Source organism: Ochrobactrum sp. Q0168, from assembly GCF_016427605.1.
GTDB lineage: Bacteria > Pseudomonadota > Alphaproteobacteria > Rhizobiales > Rhizobiaceae > Brucella.
In genome coordinates, this window is sequence record NZ_JAELXQ010000010.1 from 36,962 (window position 1) to 52,715 (window position 15,754).

The following is a 15,754-nucleotide window of genomic DNA, read 5'->3' on the forward strand; positions in this document are numbered from 1 at the left end:
ACACACTATCGAGGACGATAATGGGAACTCTTGCAGAAACAAATATCGATTATACGGTACATCCGCGTGTCAATTCCACGGATCCGATACCGCCGCGACCGAAGCCGTCGGAGTTGGCCCACATTGTAAAGAATGACGTTGAAGCCATTGAGATTGCAGAGCGTCTTGCTAGACGATTTCGCGAAGGTGCGGCCTTGCGCGACCGTGAAGGTTTGCTTCCATTAGCAGAACTCGACGAATATTCGCAAAGCGGTCTCTGGAGCATCAACGTCCCCAAAACCTACGGCGGACCAGAAGTCTCTTATGCTACCCTTGCCAAAGTGATTTCTTTCATTGCTTCCGCCGATCCCGCTATCGCTCAGATCACCCAGAACCATCTGGCTATCGTCGCAACAGTGGAACTGGACGGAACCGAGGAACAGAAGAAGCTCTTCTTCGACTGGGCTTTGAAGGGTATCCGCTATGGCAATGCCTTCTCGGAACTGAAGAGCAAGAATGTCGCCGCCTTTGAAACCAAAGTGGCCTTTGATGGCGACGACGCGATTGTAAACGGCGAAAAATTCTACACCACTGGCGCCCTGCTCTCCCATGTTGTGCCTATTGTCGCCGTTGACGAGACAGGTCAGGGCTATCTGGTCTTTGCCGACCGCGATGCGCCGGGGTTGACCGTAACGAATAACTGGTCGAGTTTTGGACAGCGCACAACCGCTTCCGGCTCTGTAAAAATCGACAATGTTCGGGTTCCCAAAGAGCGCGCCGTCAAGGTTGTCTCTTTCGACCATCCGACAATTGGCGGACCAGTCTCGCAGATCATTCAATCGGCAATTGATCTGGGTATTGGCAAGGGCGCAATTGAAGACACGATTTCCTTTGTCAAAACCAAGAGCCGTCCCTGGATCGATAGCAGTAAAGAAAGCGCGAGCGAAGACCTCTTCACCATTGCTGCCATCGGCGATCTGGAAATCCGCCTTCATGCGGCGGAAGCTCTTCTGGATATTGCCGGTCGTGCCATCGATGCAGCCCGGCATTCTCCATCATTGGAATCTGTTTCGGAAGCGACGATCAAGACCGGCGAGTCAAAAGTGCTCACCACTGAAATCGCCATTCTCGCAACCAACAAGCTGTTCGAACTGGCCGGCACACGCTCCACGCTTGCCGAACATGGTCTTGACCGTCACTGGCGCAACGCGCGCGTCCATACACTGCACGATCCGGTTCGGTGGAAATTCTATCATGTGGGCAACTATTATCTAAATGGCGTTCATCCTCCGCGCCATGCCTGGAATTGAGGTCTGAAATGAGCAATGAAGATCGCAAACTGCATCGTGCGGCAGCTCTCGTCACGGGTAAAGCCGCGCCTCATATTCCACCCCGTCAAACGAAGGCACATCGCATTTCCGATGATGCCGAGGCCATCACGATTGTGCGCGAACTGGCCAGCGAGTTTGCCACTGGCGCCGCCCTGCGCGACCGCGAGCGGCAACTGCCACTGGCCGAAATCGAGCGTTTCTCACAATCCGGCCTATGGGCGATTACGATTCCCAAGGAATATGGCGGCGCTGGCGTTTCAGCGGTCACGCTGGCAGAGGTGACGGCTATTATATCTGCCGCCGATTCCAGTATCGGCCAGATTCCGCAAAATCACTTTTATATGGTCGAGGCGCTTCGTCTTGCCGGCACGGAGGAACAGAAGCAGCATTATTTCCAGCGCATCCTTGACGGCGAGCGCCTGGGCAACGCTTTCGTAGAAATTGGCACAAAGACTCCGGTCGATTTCAAAACAAGTTTCAGAAAGCAAGGCGAAAACCTGCTTCTTAACGGTCAAAAATTCTATGCAACCGGCTCTCTGTTCGCACATATCATCGTTGCCGTAGCCAAGGATCAGAACGGGCGCGTCCATATCGTCTTTATCGACAGAAACACCCCCGGTCTCACGCTCGTCGATGACTGGTCATCCTTCGGACAGCGTTCAACGGGAAGCGGTACGGTAACTTTCGACAACGTGGAGATCACCCCTTTTCAAGTCGTGGATCATGACGTGGTCTTTGAAAGCGCCTCAGTCATGGGCCCATTTGCGCAGATCATTCATGCCGCCGTACAAACGGGGCTGGCGCGTGGAGCGCTTGCCGAGACTATCTCCTATGTGCGCGCTCACGCACGACCATTTTTCGAACTCACAATCGATCATGGCTATGAAGACCCGCACACCATTCATGCTATCGGCGATGTCAGCATCCGCAGTCATGCCGCCGACGCTCTTCTCGCGCGTGCCGGTCGTCTGGTTGACATCGCGGCGCAAAATCCCGATGCAGGCACGGTCGCGGCGGCTTCTGTCGCCGTCGCGGAAGTCAAGGCATATGCCACCGAAGCAGCGCAGTTTGCGGCCAACAAGCTGATCGAATTGAGCGGTTCCAGATCAACGCTCGAGGCCTACGGTCACGACCGGTTCTGGCGCAATGCGAGAACCCATTCCCTGCATGATCCAGTGCGATGGAAATATCACCATATCGGCAATTTTTATCTGAATGATGAGCTGCCACCCCGCCATGGGGCGCTTTGATACCACCGTATAAAGAGCGTCTATCTCAGCAATTCCAGTAACTTCTTACCCTTACGCCGCCCGCTCTAAGCTTTGGTTTCGATAAGACGACCTTTTCTACATTTATCGCCTTTAATGGAAAAACCGACCTTCGAATGATCGCTCTCCTCGACTAAAAAGCGTCTTTTAGCCGGAGATCAGATCATGGGACTTACCGCTAATTCACGCACGGCAGATCATCAGATCGAGCCCTTGTTTCTTCAGCGCTGGTCGCCGAGAGCCTTTACTGCCGAGCCAATCAGCGAGGCTAGTTTACTAGCGATCCTCGAAGCTGGCCGGTGGGCGCCTTCTGCCTATAATGCTCAGCCATGGCGCTTCATTTATGCCCGCTGCGACACACCGCAGTGGGAAAGCCTTCTCTCGCTTCTCAACGATTTCAATCGCAGTTGGGCGCAGAATGCGTCTGCACTCGTCGTGCTTGCCTCTCTGAAGACGTTCACCGCGCCCAACGCTACCGAAGCGCAGCCCTCCTCAACCCACTCTTTCGATACGGGTGCAGCTTGGGCGGCGATTGCTTACCAGGCGACCTTATCGGGCTGGCATGCACATGCGATGGCTGGCTTCGATCACGACCGCACGCGGACAGAGCTTGCTATACCTGACGATGTCGCCATTGAAGCCATTGCAGCGATAGGCCGCATTGCCGATAAGTCCACGCTGTCGGAAATCCTGCAAAAGCGTGAAGTTCCAAGCCCGCGCAAGCCGCTCAGCGAGATTGCATTCAATGGCTCGTTCCTGAACATCGAAAAGACGTCGGCCTGAAGAGGCCGCCACCCGCCTGCGACTTTGGACGAAACAGTGAGCCGATATTCACATCGGCTCACGTCCTTGCAGCATTGAGCACTGCATCGAGAAGGCCCGGGAAACGCTGGTCGAGTTCTTCTCGCCTCAAAGACAGTAAACGGCCACGACCGTTTGGCTTGTTCCAGACCACACCACTTTCACGCAACACCTTCATCAAATGCGAACGCGTCGATTTCGGTAGATTCGGATCGCCCATATTGCAGCGCGCCATCTCCAGTGGTCCGTCATTCAATTGCCGAACAATTTCAAGGCGCGACGGATCACTAAGCGCAAAAAGCACCTGAGCCAGCGCGATTTCCTCGCGATCCGGATGAGGTAAATCAACCGGGTGAGATAGGACTTCTTTCGTCATGGTTCGAATATAGTTGAACCATCATCGTTCTCATAGTAGAAAATAGTTCGAATAATATCGAACAATTGGCCAGCCGCTTCACGGCGGTTGCATCAGGTAGCGCCATGTCTAACGATCAAACTCACATCTCAAGAAGCGAACGATCCGGCTTCGCGATTGCTTTGCTCAGCCAATTTATCATGATGGCCAGTGCAAGCTTGCCCTCTCCCTTTTATCCCGCGCTGCAGCAGGAGATTGGGTTTTCGCCCGCTGCAATGACGGGTATTTTCGCCATCTATGCTGGCGCTTTACTCACCACTCTACTGATCGCTGGCGCAAGCTCTGACTATATCGGTCGACGTCCGGTTCTTTACATCGGCTTCCTACTTCTCGCCCTATCCGCCTTCGATTTCATGACAGCTACAAGCCTTGCAGGATTGTTGGTTGCAAGATGTGTTCAAGGTATCGCCTGCGGACTTTTGATAACGGCATCCTCGGCAACTGTGGTCGATTTTGAACCGAGCCGATTCCCCGGCATCGCTGCCATCTGCAACTCCGTTGTGCCACTTCTTGGATTGGCCGCCGGGGCAGTGATAGCTGGCCTTATCATGGATATGTTCGAAGAACCGCGAACCTACGCTTTTGGCGGGCTTATCTTTACCAGTCTGGTTCTGGCTGGCTTAATATGGACCTTGCCCGAAAGTTCGCCGCGGCATCGCGGAATCCTCAGCTCATTGCGACCGCGCTTGGGACTACCATCAAGCGTAAGGAACATGTTCTGGAAATGCGCACCTGCGATCGTTGCAGCATGGGCCACCGGCGGCTTTTACCTCGCGCTTGGGCCGCTTATCATGTCCAAGATTTTCAGCTTCCACGACTACCTTGCTCAAGCAAGCGTCATCACACTCTTGTCCATTGGGGGAGCGATCGCAAGTTATGTCGCGCGCAAGTTCGCGCCGCGAAACATTATGCTATACGGCACGGGCAGCCTCGCCGTTGGAACGATCTTCACCCTCGTTGGTATTCTTTCATCCAACATCGCCGTCTATCTGATCGCACTTTTCATCGCGGGAACAGGCTTTGGAACGTGTTTTTATGCAAGTTTACGGAGCATCGTGCCAATAACACCAGTCAGCGACCGAGGTGAGGTTTTCGCCTCGATCTTTACACTCAGCTACTTTGCTTTTGGCATGCCTGTTGTTGTGGCTGGCATCGCCATGCCTTATCTCAGCCTGCAAACAACACTGTTGGTCTATGGCCTCGCCATCGCCCTTATGGCAGCGATAGCCGGAGCTTTGAGGAAAGCCGACCGACTAGAGAAAACATGCCCATCACCGGTTCTCGGCAGATAGCCAAAAACCATGTCATAAATGCGATTAGAGTTTGATCTGGGTCTCAATGCGGATAAGCATTTTCCGCATTTGTTGATTTTCGGTGTTGAGCTTTTGGGCCAGTTGCCGTTTTAGCGTGGCATTCTCTGCTTCAAGCGCAGCCAGTTCATCCAATATGTCAGCTGAGGCTTTGGAAACTGGCTTGGCTTTCACCGGCTTGTCAGCAATCGGCTTCAAGCGACGGGGAGCATTGGTTTTTTTCTTGGCAGGGACGGGAGAAACCTTGGCTTCAACTGCGGCAGGCACTTCCGGTTCTGGCGAGGCTATGCTCACTTTTGTGGCGACAGGTTCTGCCATATCGACAACGAGAATCTTGGGCTCAGTCTTGGCTTCTATCCGTGGCGTTGGCGCGTGGACAAGTGCGGCTGGCTCATTGTCTATCGGGGAGACGGCAGGTGTTACCTGATCGGCAGATATTGGCGCCTTGGCATCCTCTTCCACTTCCCGTGCAATCGACTTCAGATCAAGGTTGCCCCAAAGCGCATTGCCGCTCTTGCGCGCACGCCGGTTCTTATATTCAACGACAACATTGCGGATTGGATTCTTCATCCGAAAATAGCTTTCTCAATCAAATTCCGTGGAGGTGCCCCGACAGGTGCTGTGCTCTACCTACAGATTTAAACCTCAGTTTTCAACAATCAATCCTGCTTCATAATAGATCGTCTCATCATCCTTATGTGAGGGCATCTCTTCACAAATTGTCAAAGTAATGGCACTTATAGTTGCATTAAGCATTGTCCCATATATTCGGCAACCGGAAAGCTGACCCGAGTATCAATTCAGGAGAAACTGAACATGGCTGATGAAACCATTGTAGAAGCAAACCAGACCGCAGCAGCAGAGCCTGTGAGCGCCAAGCCGAAAACCCGCGCACCGCGCAAGAAGGCTGAGCCTAAAGCTGCGGCCGCCAAGCCGGCTGTAAAGGCCGCCAAGGCTCCCAAAGCAAAAGCTGCACCCAAGGCCGCCAAGGTTGTTGCAGCCGTAGCAGCCCCGGCTGGCCGCAAGGTGAAGAAATATACGCCAGCTGAACGCGCCTCCATTCTTGCTTCGGTTGAAAAGGCCACCAAGGGCGGCAAGACCACGCTGAAGGCTGCATTGCAGCATGCTGAAGTCAGCGAGCAGACCTATTACAACTGGAAGAACGCTGCAGGNGCCGCCAAGGCTCCCAAAGCAAAAGCTGCACCCAAGGCCGCCAAGGTTGTTGCAGCCGTAGCAGCCCCGGCTGGCCGCAAGGTGAAGAAATATACGCCAGCTGAACGCGCCTCCATTCTTGCTTCGGTTGAAAAGGCCACCAAGGGCGGCAAGACCACGCTGAAGGCTGCATTGCAGCATGCTGAAGTCAGCGAGCAGACCTATTACAACTGGAAGAACGCTGCAGGAAAGACCGCAGCTCCGGCAGCCGCAAAGGCATCACCGACGAGCGACGATCTGAAGGCGCTTGTAGCACTCGAAGCTGAAAACCTGAAGCTGCGCAAGGAACTGGCTGCAAAGCTTCGCTCCGAAAACACCGAATTGCGCAAGCGTCTCGGCAAGGCGTAACAAACACACATCGGGACAACCCCTGCCCCGAACCTACCAAACAGGTGACCTGCGCAAACGTAGGTCACCTGTTTTCGTTTTGGAGGTATGTCCCGCTTTCTTCCACTGCTGCGAATGGCTTTAAAGGACCTTCCTTGAGAAGTACGGAAGCTTGATCATTCTTCGCAGTGTTTCATCGCGCCGGATGAAATGATGATAAAGCGCTGCGCCTGCATGCAGCGCAACTAGTCCAATAATGACGTATACGCATATTAAATGTAGCCAAGACCAGAGTGCTTCATCGGCATCTGACACGGGCAGCGGCATATTGGGCATGACGAAAAGGTCAAAGACATAGCTGGGGATACCAAGCGGCGAAGTCGACACAATTGCCCAGCCGGTAACGGGCACCAAGATGGTCATTACCAGCAGAAGCCTGTGAACAGCTTTGGCAACACGCCATTCAAGCTGATTGACACCGGGACTGGGCGAAGGATGGGAATTCGCGGCAAACCAAACCATCCGGAGCAGAGCTAGACCTAGGATTAAAAACCCCAGCGATTTATGCCATTGGTAAAGCGAAAACTGGATCAGCGGATTATTCGCCATAGTCTGCGTGAGGAACCCGAGACCGATCTGCCCGGCGATCAACAGAGCGATCAACCAGTGCAGTATCCTTGCGACGTAGCCATAAGCGGCCTGTGTGTTGCGCCACATAACACCCTCCCGGAACCAGCTCGATGGTCACTCAAACTGCTTGTAGGCGCTCATGGCAATTTGCTGAAGGCGAGAGCGCGGTAAGTCGCCAACAAGTGCGCAATCGAGAGTATTATCGCTCCAGATGAGCGCCTCCAGATTACCCTGCGTCAGATAACGCAACGATGTTTCCTTTTTCTCGTCAGATGGAACAATAAAAAGGGTCACGCGCTTACCGCTCGTGTCTTCATACATCAATTGCGCCGCTGGCCCGCCATTGGCTGGTAACAGTCGACCGCCAACCAAAGAAAGCCCTTCCGTTCGCAGATCAGGGATGACGAGAGTACGCTCCAGTCGCTTGGAAAGCCAAGCCGACAAATGTTGCTCCTGCTCCGCTTTCACCTCAACCGGATGCACGACTTCACTCGTATAAAGGTTGTGGGCAGCCATTGCCTCCGTCACGATTGGCATCGAAGACGATGGTGTGGTCTCAAGAACACCGCGGCCAAACCATCCGGCCCCTGCTCCTACGGCGATCAACACCACTGCCGCGGCGGCCATACGCCACGAACCCAGTCGTGCCGCGCGAATTTCGCTTTTGATGGCCATCGGGTTCAGTCGTGCTGGTACGGGCTCCTCAGCGACATGGCCATAGAGCGCTTGCAAAGTTTCATTCTGTCGCTGCCAGGCTGCCATCTCGGAGGCCAGTTGGGGATTAGCGGATAGCTCTGCATCTATCGCCTGGCGGCGTTCATCCGAAAGCAGCCCATCGACATAGGCCTGTAGCTCAGCGTCACTGATCAACTTGCTTTTCATTTCAAGGCCCTCAAATGCGAACCGTTCTCCTCTGTAAGACTGCGCAATGTCGCGCGAGCTCGCCCCAGACGTGACATCAAAGTACCAAGCGGAATCTCCAACACTGAAGCTGCCTCGGTGTAACTCATACCTTCGACGGCGACCAATAAAAGTGCCTCGCGCTGTTCGGACGGCAGTGTTTGTATTGCGCGGGCGGTTTCAGCGAAAGCAAGCCGGGATGGAGATGCACTTGGAACCTGTGGCTCGACCATGACACTCGATAATGGCGCATTGTCCGGAGCCCGGCGCCTGTGACGCAACTCGTTGCGCCACAGGTTTACGAGGATGCGGAAAAGCCATGCGCGCAATGGACCAGACGGCTTCCACAAACTGCTTTTGCGAATTGCGCGCTCCAGACAATCCTGCACCAGATCGTCGGCCCAATCGATGTCATGTGTCAGCGCTCGGGCATAACGCCTGAGCGCTGGAACACATTCCTCAATTTCCTCCAAAAAGCGCGACATTCCCGAACCGCTCCTGCACTCAATCCTTGGCTATGTGCCAGATACCGCCGACTCCGTCACCAGACACATCGCCGGGTTTTTTGTCGCCCTGCCAAAGGTATAGCGGCTTTTCTTTATGTGCCCACTGTTTCGTGCCATCCTTGCGCGTGACGAGACTGAACTCGGAATCCATTTTTGCATCCTTGGAAGCCTCCAGAGGCGGCCATTTCTTCGCGCAGTCATTGTAACAATTGGATGCCCCCTTATTGTCCTTGTCAAACACATAAAGGGTCATTCCCTTGGCGTCGGTCAGAACGTCGCCCTTCGCTGTTTTCATCGTCTTGACGGCACCAGAAGCATAATCTTCGCTATGGGCGGCCAATGGTATGCTGATGACAAGAGCGGCAGTTGTCAAAAACGCTGTCACTTTAATCATGATAGTCCTCCTCTACGGGTTGGTCTTAGTCTCCGTCTTGAAGAACACCGCAAGAATGAATTTAATCCCTATGACCGAATATTATTTTGCACCCAGCAGTTCCATTTCGAAATCGACCACATTGGAATAGATCGGTGTGCCGACATCCATTCCATAGGGTGACCGCAAAACCTTGCCGGTTACATGAAAGGTAACGGTCTTCTCATCGTGACCAACCATGGACGCAAAGAATGTTTCGCCATGTGACTTGCCGCGGGCGGTCAAAACACCATCGATCCGGGCGTTCAGAGGCCCGGTCTGTGTGATCTTTGTCGATCGAAATACGAGAACCGGATAATGCTCAATATCAAAGACCGCTGAAGATCTGAGAAAATCGCTGATGCGGGTCTGTTTCGCGTCGACACTCGCGGGCTTGAGCGTGAAGGACACAGACGACTTTGCCAGATTTTGAGCATTGAGATTAAACTCACCGGCAAATTCGGCGAAAGAACCCGCCAGCCCGCCACCGCCAACCTGACCGACACGAAAACCGATCACCGATGAATGCTGGATCGTATAATGTCCGTTGACGGCTTCCAGACTACCGGCCAGCGACGATACTGGCGAAAGGAAGAGTAACACTGAAATAGAGAGTGCGCGGATCATGACGACCTCCCATGTCTGCTACATTATAGCATCAACACCCGGTCCGGCCTTTTAATCCGTCGCTTGTCGCATTCTTTGCTAGTAAATCTTTTTCCCGTCGGTTGCGATAACGGCGACCGGCGGGAAAATCTCTCAACCTTAATTTACTTGTGTTCAGGCCAGCCGTAGCGGTCGTCCAGAGCGTCGTAGTCGGCTAGTCCCGTTACCGCGCTGAATTCCCCATATGTCACCATGGCTTCTGCACGGCTATGGGGAGTGCCTTCCGCCTTCAACACATCAAGCGTGTCCCGAACAGCTTTTACCGCTGAGAACAGAGCAGAAAGCGCATAGAAGGCGACATTGAAGCCAAGCTCTTCCAGGTCTTTTGCCGTCAGCGCGGTGGTATCGTTGCCGTCGACGATGCTGACAACTTTTGGACCCTGCACGCCCCTGGAAACAGCCTCAACGTCGGCAATTTTCTTGATGCCGTCGACAAACACGAGATCGGCGCCCGCATCCTGATAGAGCTTTGCGCGGCGAATGGCCTCATCGATGCCCTCGCTCTGGATCGCATCCGTCCGTGCAATCAACAGCATTGGGAGCTGACCACGCGCTTCGACAGCACAGCGCAGACGGCGTATGTTTTCCTCCGCAGGGATAACGCGGACGCCAGAGCGCTGGCCGCATCTCTTCGGCAATTGCTGGTCTTCAAGATGGATTGCAGCCACACCAGCCTGGATATACTCCTCGACCGTTCGCCAGATATTGGCGGGACCGCCATAACCGGTATCAGCGTCGGCAATAACCGGGATATCAACCGCCCGAACCATGTCCCGCGCATGCGTCGTCATTTCGGTTTGCGACAGCAAACCAATATCCGGCAAGCCCAACCGCGAGGCCGTCGCTCCGAAACCGGTCATATAAATGGCGGGAAATTGCGCCATCTCGACCAGTCGTGCCGTCAATGCATCGGCTGCGCCGGGCGCCTGAAGCAAACGGCCGGACTCAATGCCAGCTCTCAGTTTTTCAGCTGTGTTTTTCATCATGTCCTCCCTGTTCAGCGGCCGCCAGAAACATCCACAACGACACCGGTGATATAGGACGCCTCTCCGGAGAGGAGCCAAACAGCAGCATCAGCAACTTCAGCCGCAGTGCCAAGCCGCTTCAGCGGGATCATATTGGCCATCGCTTCGATATTGGCCGGATCAGCAAAAACATCCTGCTGAATTTCCGTATTGATGACGCCGGGAGCCAGCGCATTAACACGCGCCTTCGGTGCAAGTTCCTTGGCAAGTGCGACCGTGAAAGACGCGATTGCGCCTTTGGTCGTTGCATAAACGATATTGCCGACCATGCCACCCGTGCGCGCAGCAATAGAAGACAAATTGACAACGGAGCGGTCATCACGACTGGAAGGAGCGCGAATGAACGCGCTGGAAACATAAAAAGCGCTCTTCAGATTGACGCTGAGAACACGGTCGAGTTCCGGCTCGTTCATATCCTCGACAGTCATGCGCTGTCCGATGATGCCGGCATTGTTCAAAAGGTGATCAATGCCACCAAACGACATTACAAGCGCTTCCATGGCAGCTTCAACCGACGACTGTTCTGCAACATTGACCGTTGAGGTCAATACGCGGTCGCCATGAATGGCCTGACATTCAGCGAGTCGCTCGGCATTGATGTCCCACACCGCAACTTTCGCACCGAGCCCCACCAGCTTGTCGGTAACGGCTCGTCCGATTCCCGAAGCGCCTCCAGTGACAAGAACGGTCCGGGCGACGAAATAGCCCGAGCTGGCGATTGCCAATTGAGTTTGCTGCATTTAAACCCTCCCGCCACAAATGGCGTCATGTTTCAGTCGGCGGCAAGAATGACCAGATAAGTCCGATTGTCAACTAGGGTTCTAGTTTATGTATGCCACTTGTGCGTACTTCCTTTCCGGTCTATAGGTACGCGACGAAAGGTGTCGCGGAGGGCGACATCAAAGCTTAGGGAGGAATGTCATGGCGGATGCAATCCGTGCTGACGGCGCTCATTTGAATACAAGTCTACGCGACCGAACGATCCGCAAACTCAATATGCGCATCGTCCTTTTCTGCTTCATCTGCTTCATCGTGAACTATCTGGATCGCGTGAATATCGGCTTCGCCGCGCTGCACATGAATGACGACATCGGCCTGACCCCATACATGTTCGGTCTTGGTGCGGGGATTTTCTTCATCGGCTATCTGGCTTTTGAAATCCCCAGCAACATGATCCTGCACAAAGTCGGTCCGCGGATATGGATCGCCCGTATCATGGTCACCTGGGGTATTGTCTCCTGCGCTATGGCCTTCGTACAGGGACCAACCTCCTTCTATATCCTGCGTTTTCTGCTCGGCGTTGCCGAAGCGGGCTTTGCGCCAGGCGTACTCCTCTATCTGACCTACTGGTTTCCTGCCAAAGAACGCGGCCGCGCAACGGCTCTCTTCATGGCCGCAACCGTGCTCTCGATTGTTATCGGAGCCCCCATTTCCGGTTGGCTGATCGATGCAGGCGAAGGTCTGTTCGGCCTGCATGGCTGGCAAGCAATGTTCATTCTTGAAGGACTTCCTGCCATCGTTCTTGGTGTCATCACCTTCTTCTATCTAGTCGATTCACCGCAAAAGGACAGCAAATGGCTGACGGCGGACGAACGTGCCTGGCTTCTTGAACAGCTTGCTGAAGACGAGAAGAACACCCAGCCCGACACGCGACACAGCCTGCGCGAAATCTTCAGCGATTTCCGGGTATGGCTTCTCACGCTGGTTTACATGTTCAACGGCATCGCGGTTTATGGTGTGATCATGTGGCTACCGCAGATCGTGAAGACCTTCGGTCTGACGACCCTGCAGTCTGGCTTCGTCTCGGCCGTGCCATTCATTTTCGCAGCATTCGGGCTCGTCTTCATTTCGCGCAGTTCCGACCGCACGGGCGAACGCAAGATTCACACGGCTATCTCCGGCCTGTTCGGCGGCCTGTTCCTGGCGGCCAGTGCGCTTGCACCTAACCCTTATCTGGGCCTGTTGCTTCTCTGCATCTGCGCCTTCTTCCTCTGGTCCTACCTTGGCGTTTTCTGGACTTTGCCTACGCAGTTCCTCACCGGCGCCGCAGCGGCTGGCGGATTGGCTGCTATCAATGGCTTTGCCCAGATCGGTGGTTTTACTGGTCCCTATATTGTCGGCTGGGTTAAAACTGCGACCGATAGTTTTTCGATCTCGCTTCTGGTACTTGCAATATTTCCGATCATTAGCTTCTTCCTCTGCATGAGCTTGAAAGCTAAACGCGACTAGACCACATTACCGGCAGCGATCAAAAATTCGCTGCCGGAAATTCTTTGAGGAGACCGTGTGCTGGCATGACAAAGCCGAAAACGCCCCCCCGCAAGAGTCTTGTCCCGATGATCGCTGATAAAATTCGTGCGGCCATTGTCGACGCCGAGCTTGATTTCGGGGAAAACCTCTCCGAAGACACTTTGGCCTCGGCATTTGAAGTCAGCCGGACACCTGTTCGCGAAGCGCTCAATCTGTTGCAGATGGAGGGGCTGGTAATCATTGTACCGAAATCCGGCACCTATGTCTTCACGCCGACGCTCGAAGACATTGCCGAACTTTGCGACTATCGCGTTGGGCTGGAAAAGCAGGCTATTGCATTAACGCCGCAACAATCGCTGCCATTGGCGGTCAGTGAGCTGCAGAAACAGTTGCAGGCAATGACCGAGGCCATTGAAAGCAGCGATATGCAGGCTTATGGCCGCGCTGATACGGCATTTCACCTCGCCTTCTTCCATCATTGCGGCAATCGCTATCTGAAAAACGCCTATGATCTTATTCTAGGCCGCGTGGCGTCGTTGAGAACACATCTCGCCATTCGCGCCGAAGGTGAACCGGATCGGTCCTATAAGGATCATGCGCATATGATCAGCCTTTTTGCCGATAATAAGCGCGACCAGCTCTCCACGATACTGACCGCGCATATTCTTCGCACCAAGGATAATTATCTCGACGCATTTCAGAAGCTGTCGGCAAACGTCAATGGCGGCAGAGCAGCGCGACTTCGCCGGCGTCTGGCACTGACCGAATAATCCAAAACCACATCGCCCTATGGCGGGCTTGTTTTAATGGCGCCACGGCGCCATTTTTATTTTCAACATCATCAGACTTCTAACAATTCACTGCTCGGCCGTGCAGCGGATGGCAAGCCAGCGTGCATGACAATCGCTAATCGTTCGCAGTCACTTAAAATCTGATACATCAGATATTGACATATCACGAAATGAGCAGCTATGCCTTTCACCGAGGAGTTTCAGGGAGATTTGAACTTTGGATTCGCAGGCGTTAGCTCTCAAGCCGATTAAGCTGAGAAATCTCAGAGATCATGTGCATGACAGTTTGCGGGAAGCGATTATTTCCGGCCGTCTGAAATCCGGTGAAAAACTGAACGAACGCCAGCTAGCTGCCGATCTGGGCATCAGCACCAGCCCGCTCAAGGAAGCGCTAAGGCAACTTGAGGGCGAAGGTCTGGTCAGGACTGAATCGCGTCGTGGCACGTTTGTCTGCTTCAACGAACGACAGGCGGAAGAAATGATGCTGGCGCGCGCAGCACTGGAAAGCATCATTGCACGACAGGCTGCAAAACACGGAAGCGAGGAAGCCTTTGAATTCCTTCGCGCCACCATTGAAGAAATGCGCGCGGCGGTGGAAACCGGCGATGTCGACGAACTAATTGAACTGAACGAGAAATTTCACGACGGCATACATGAAGCATCCGGTTGTGAATATCTGCGCCGGCTGCAAAACGCGCAACGCATGTATGACCACGCAGCCCGCGTGACCGTGCTGTCACGCGACGATGTTCGCCGGCAGTCCTTCGGCGAGCATGAGGCCATCATGCTGGCGATAACCAAAAGAAATGGGGATTTGGCCGAACGGTTGATGCGAGAGCACATCGTGAAGGCAGGGGAGACGCATATCGAGCTGGTCTTCTGACCAGTCTATTGGGAGGAAACAATGGATCTAGCAGGCTACCGCCAGGTGCTTCGCGGCATTTCGGGCGTGCATGCAACCGCTTATGATGCAAAGGGCGAAATCGACCCCGTGTTGACGGCGAAAATTGTCTCGCGCATCGCAGATGCGGGCGTTCATAATATCGTCAGCGGTGGTAACACTGGAGAGTTCTACAGCCTGACCGAAGACGAAGTTATTCGCCTGCAATCGATAGCGACTGAAGCTGCCGCCGGAAAGGCAGCGGTCACAGCCGCTGCTGGTCGTTCAGTGCGGGAAGCCATAAAAGTAGCGAAAGCGGCAAGCGCCGCCGGTGCTGACGGCGTGATGATTCATCATCCGCTCGATCCCTTTGCAGCCCCCCATGCGCAGGTTGATTATTTTATCGCGATTGCTGAAGCGATTGATCTACCTATCGTCGCCTATATCCGCTCTGATCTGATCCCGTTTGATGAAATGGTCCGGCTTGCCACCCATCCAAAAGTCGCGGGGGTAAAATTCGCATCGCAAAACACGATGCTGTTCTTTGAATGCTGCCGGGCGACGAAGGGCACGGACGCGACCTGGATTTGCGGCCTCGCGGAAAGCTGGGCCCTGCCCTTCTATGCGCTCGGCGGTCGCGGTTTCACGTCCGGACTGGTCAATGTTGCGCCGGAGCGTTCGCTTGCCGTCTGGAATGCACTGGAAGCAGGCGATTATGATCGCGCGCGTTTGCTTGTCGAAAGCATCGCCGAATTCGAAACCATGCGCACAAAATACCGCAATGGCGCCAATGTGACGGTCGTCAAGGAAGCCCTGCAAATTCAGGGACTTGCCGTGGGTAAAGTCCGGCTTCCGGGCCTGCCGCAACTTGAGAAGCATGACCGCGAAACACTTCAGCAGATCGTCGCGGGTTGGGAGACGGATGGCTTAGTCTGACAAATGAAATCAGGGCGTCCTGACAGGGAGAAGATGGGCGCGCCGCAGAACCAAAGATGGAGGAGAACATGAATAAGGGAATTTCACGTCGTACATTCATCGCGGGGGCCGGGAT

General features: G+C 54.2%; 18 protein-coding genes. 9 read left to right on the forward strand and 9 right to left on the reverse strand.

Annotation, left to right across the window (positions count from 1 at the left end; all coding sequences use genetic code 11):
- Positions 1-20: 20 nt before the first annotated feature.
- The 3 genes from JAU75_RS16625 (at position 21) to JAU75_RS16635 (ending at position 3,361) form a co-directional block, all read left to right on the forward strand.
- A complete protein-coding gene (locus JAU75_RS16625) occupies positions 21-1,289 on the forward strand; it encodes an SfnB family sulfur acquisition oxidoreductase (RefSeq protein ID WP_199057597.1) in 1,269 nt (422 codons plus the stop codon).
- Between the two features lie 8 nt (positions 1,290-1,297).
- Positions 1,298-2,560 carry an SfnB family sulfur acquisition oxidoreductase gene (locus JAU75_RS16630; protein WP_199057598.1) on the forward strand — a complete coding sequence of 421 codons (1,263 nt, stop codon included), beginning with the start codon at positions 1,298-1,300 and terminating at the stop codon, positions 2,558-2,560.
- 183 nt (positions 2,561-2,743) lie between these two features.
- A complete protein-coding gene (locus tag JAU75_RS16635; RefSeq protein WP_199057599.1) occupies positions 2,744-3,361 on the forward strand; it encodes a nitroreductase family protein in 618 nt (205 codons plus the stop codon).
- A gap of 58 nt (positions 3,362-3,419) precedes the next feature.
- On the opposite strand, the gene JAU75_RS16640 is transcribed toward JAU75_RS16635, so the two are convergent.
- Complete coding sequence (locus tag JAU75_RS16640; RefSeq protein ID WP_199057600.1) at positions 3,420-3,755, reverse strand: helix-turn-helix transcriptional regulator; 336 nt, start codon at positions 3,753-3,755, stop codon at positions 3,420-3,422.
- Positions 3,756-3,859: 104 nt separating this feature from the next.
- Here JAU75_RS16640 and JAU75_RS16645 point away from each other — a divergent pair, with 104 nt between their 5' ends.
- Positions 3,860-5,086 carry an MFS transporter gene (locus JAU75_RS16645; protein ID WP_199057601.1) on the forward strand — a complete coding sequence of 409 codons (1,227 nt, stop codon included), beginning with the start codon at positions 3,860-3,862 and terminating at the stop codon, positions 5,084-5,086.
- A gap of 24 nt (positions 5,087-5,110) precedes the next feature.
- On the opposite strand, the gene JAU75_RS16650 is transcribed toward JAU75_RS16645, so the two are convergent.
- Positions 5,111-5,674 carry a hypothetical protein gene (locus JAU75_RS16650; RefSeq protein ID WP_199057602.1) on the reverse strand — a complete coding sequence of 188 codons (564 nt, stop codon included), beginning with the start codon at positions 5,672-5,674 and terminating at the stop codon, positions 5,111-5,113.
- 246 nt (positions 5,675-5,920) lie between these two features.
- Here JAU75_RS16650 and JAU75_RS16655 point away from each other — a divergent pair, with 246 nt between their 5' ends.
- Complete coding sequence (locus JAU75_RS16655) at positions 5,921-6,664, forward strand: transposase (RefSeq protein WP_199057603.1); 744 nt, start codon at positions 5,921-5,923, stop codon at positions 6,662-6,664.
- 120 nt (positions 6,665-6,784) lie between these two features.
- Here the strand turns inward: JAU75_RS16655 and JAU75_RS16660 are convergent, their stop codons facing one another.
- From JAU75_RS16660 to JAU75_RS16690, 7 genes are all read right to left on the reverse strand, one after another.
- On the reverse strand, positions 6,785-7,360 hold the full coding sequence (locus JAU75_RS16660) for a cytochrome b (protein WP_199057604.1): 576 nt from the start codon (positions 7,358-7,360) through the stop codon (positions 6,785-6,787).
- 27 nt (positions 7,361-7,387) lie between these two features.
- Positions 7,388-8,155, reverse strand: a complete 768-nt coding sequence (locus tag JAU75_RS16665; protein WP_199057605.1) for an anti-sigma factor — start codon at positions 8,153-8,155, stop codon at positions 7,388-7,390.
- A complete protein-coding gene (locus JAU75_RS16670; protein WP_199057606.1) occupies positions 8,152-8,658 on the reverse strand; it encodes a sigma-70 family RNA polymerase sigma factor in 507 nt (168 codons plus the stop codon). Before JAU75_RS16670 ends, JAU75_RS16665 begins: the two co-directional genes overlap by 4 nt.
- A gap of 19 nt (positions 8,659-8,677) precedes the next feature.
- A complete protein-coding gene (locus JAU75_RS16675) occupies positions 8,678-9,073 on the reverse strand; it encodes a hypothetical protein (protein WP_199057607.1) in 396 nt (131 codons plus the stop codon).
- 81 nt (positions 9,074-9,154) lie between these two features.
- Positions 9,155-9,718, reverse strand: coding sequence for a YceI family protein (locus tag JAU75_RS16680; protein WP_199057608.1), 564 nt, complete (start codon positions 9,716-9,718; stop codon positions 9,155-9,157).
- Positions 9,719-9,861: 143 nt separating this feature from the next.
- On the reverse strand, positions 9,862-10,740 hold the full coding sequence (locus tag JAU75_RS16685) for an isocitrate lyase/PEP mutase family protein (RefSeq protein WP_199057609.1): 879 nt from the start codon (positions 10,738-10,740) through the stop codon (positions 9,862-9,864).
- Positions 10,741-10,754: 14 nt separating this feature from the next.
- Positions 10,755-11,522, reverse strand: coding sequence for an SDR family NAD(P)-dependent oxidoreductase (locus JAU75_RS16690; protein ID WP_199057610.1), 768 nt, complete (start codon positions 11,520-11,522; stop codon positions 10,755-10,757).
- A gap of 181 nt (positions 11,523-11,703) precedes the next feature.
- On the opposite strand from JAU75_RS16690, the gene JAU75_RS16695 reads away from it, so the two are divergent.
- The 4 genes from JAU75_RS16695 (at position 11,704) to JAU75_RS16710 (ending at position 15,639) form a co-directional block, all read left to right on the forward strand.
- Positions 11,704-13,011: an MFS transporter gene (locus JAU75_RS16695; RefSeq protein WP_199057611.1), complete on the forward strand. Its 1,308-nt coding sequence runs from the start codon at positions 11,704-11,706 to the stop codon at positions 13,009-13,011.
- Positions 13,012-13,076: 65 nt separating this feature from the next.
- Positions 13,077-13,802: a GntR family transcriptional regulator gene (locus tag JAU75_RS16700; RefSeq protein ID WP_199057612.1), complete on the forward strand. Its 726-nt coding sequence runs from the start codon at positions 13,077-13,079 to the stop codon at positions 13,800-13,802.
- A 295-nt stretch (positions 13,803-14,097) separates the two neighbouring features.
- Positions 14,098-14,706: a GntR family transcriptional regulator gene (locus JAU75_RS16705; protein ID WP_078340692.1), complete on the forward strand. Its 609-nt coding sequence runs from the start codon at positions 14,098-14,100 to the stop codon at positions 14,704-14,706.
- A 21-nt stretch (positions 14,707-14,727) separates the two neighbouring features.
- On the forward strand, positions 14,728-15,639 hold the full coding sequence (locus JAU75_RS16710) for a dihydrodipicolinate synthase family protein (protein WP_199057613.1): 912 nt from the start codon (positions 14,728-14,730) through the stop codon (positions 15,637-15,639).
- Positions 15,640-15,754: the final 115 nt, after the last annotated feature.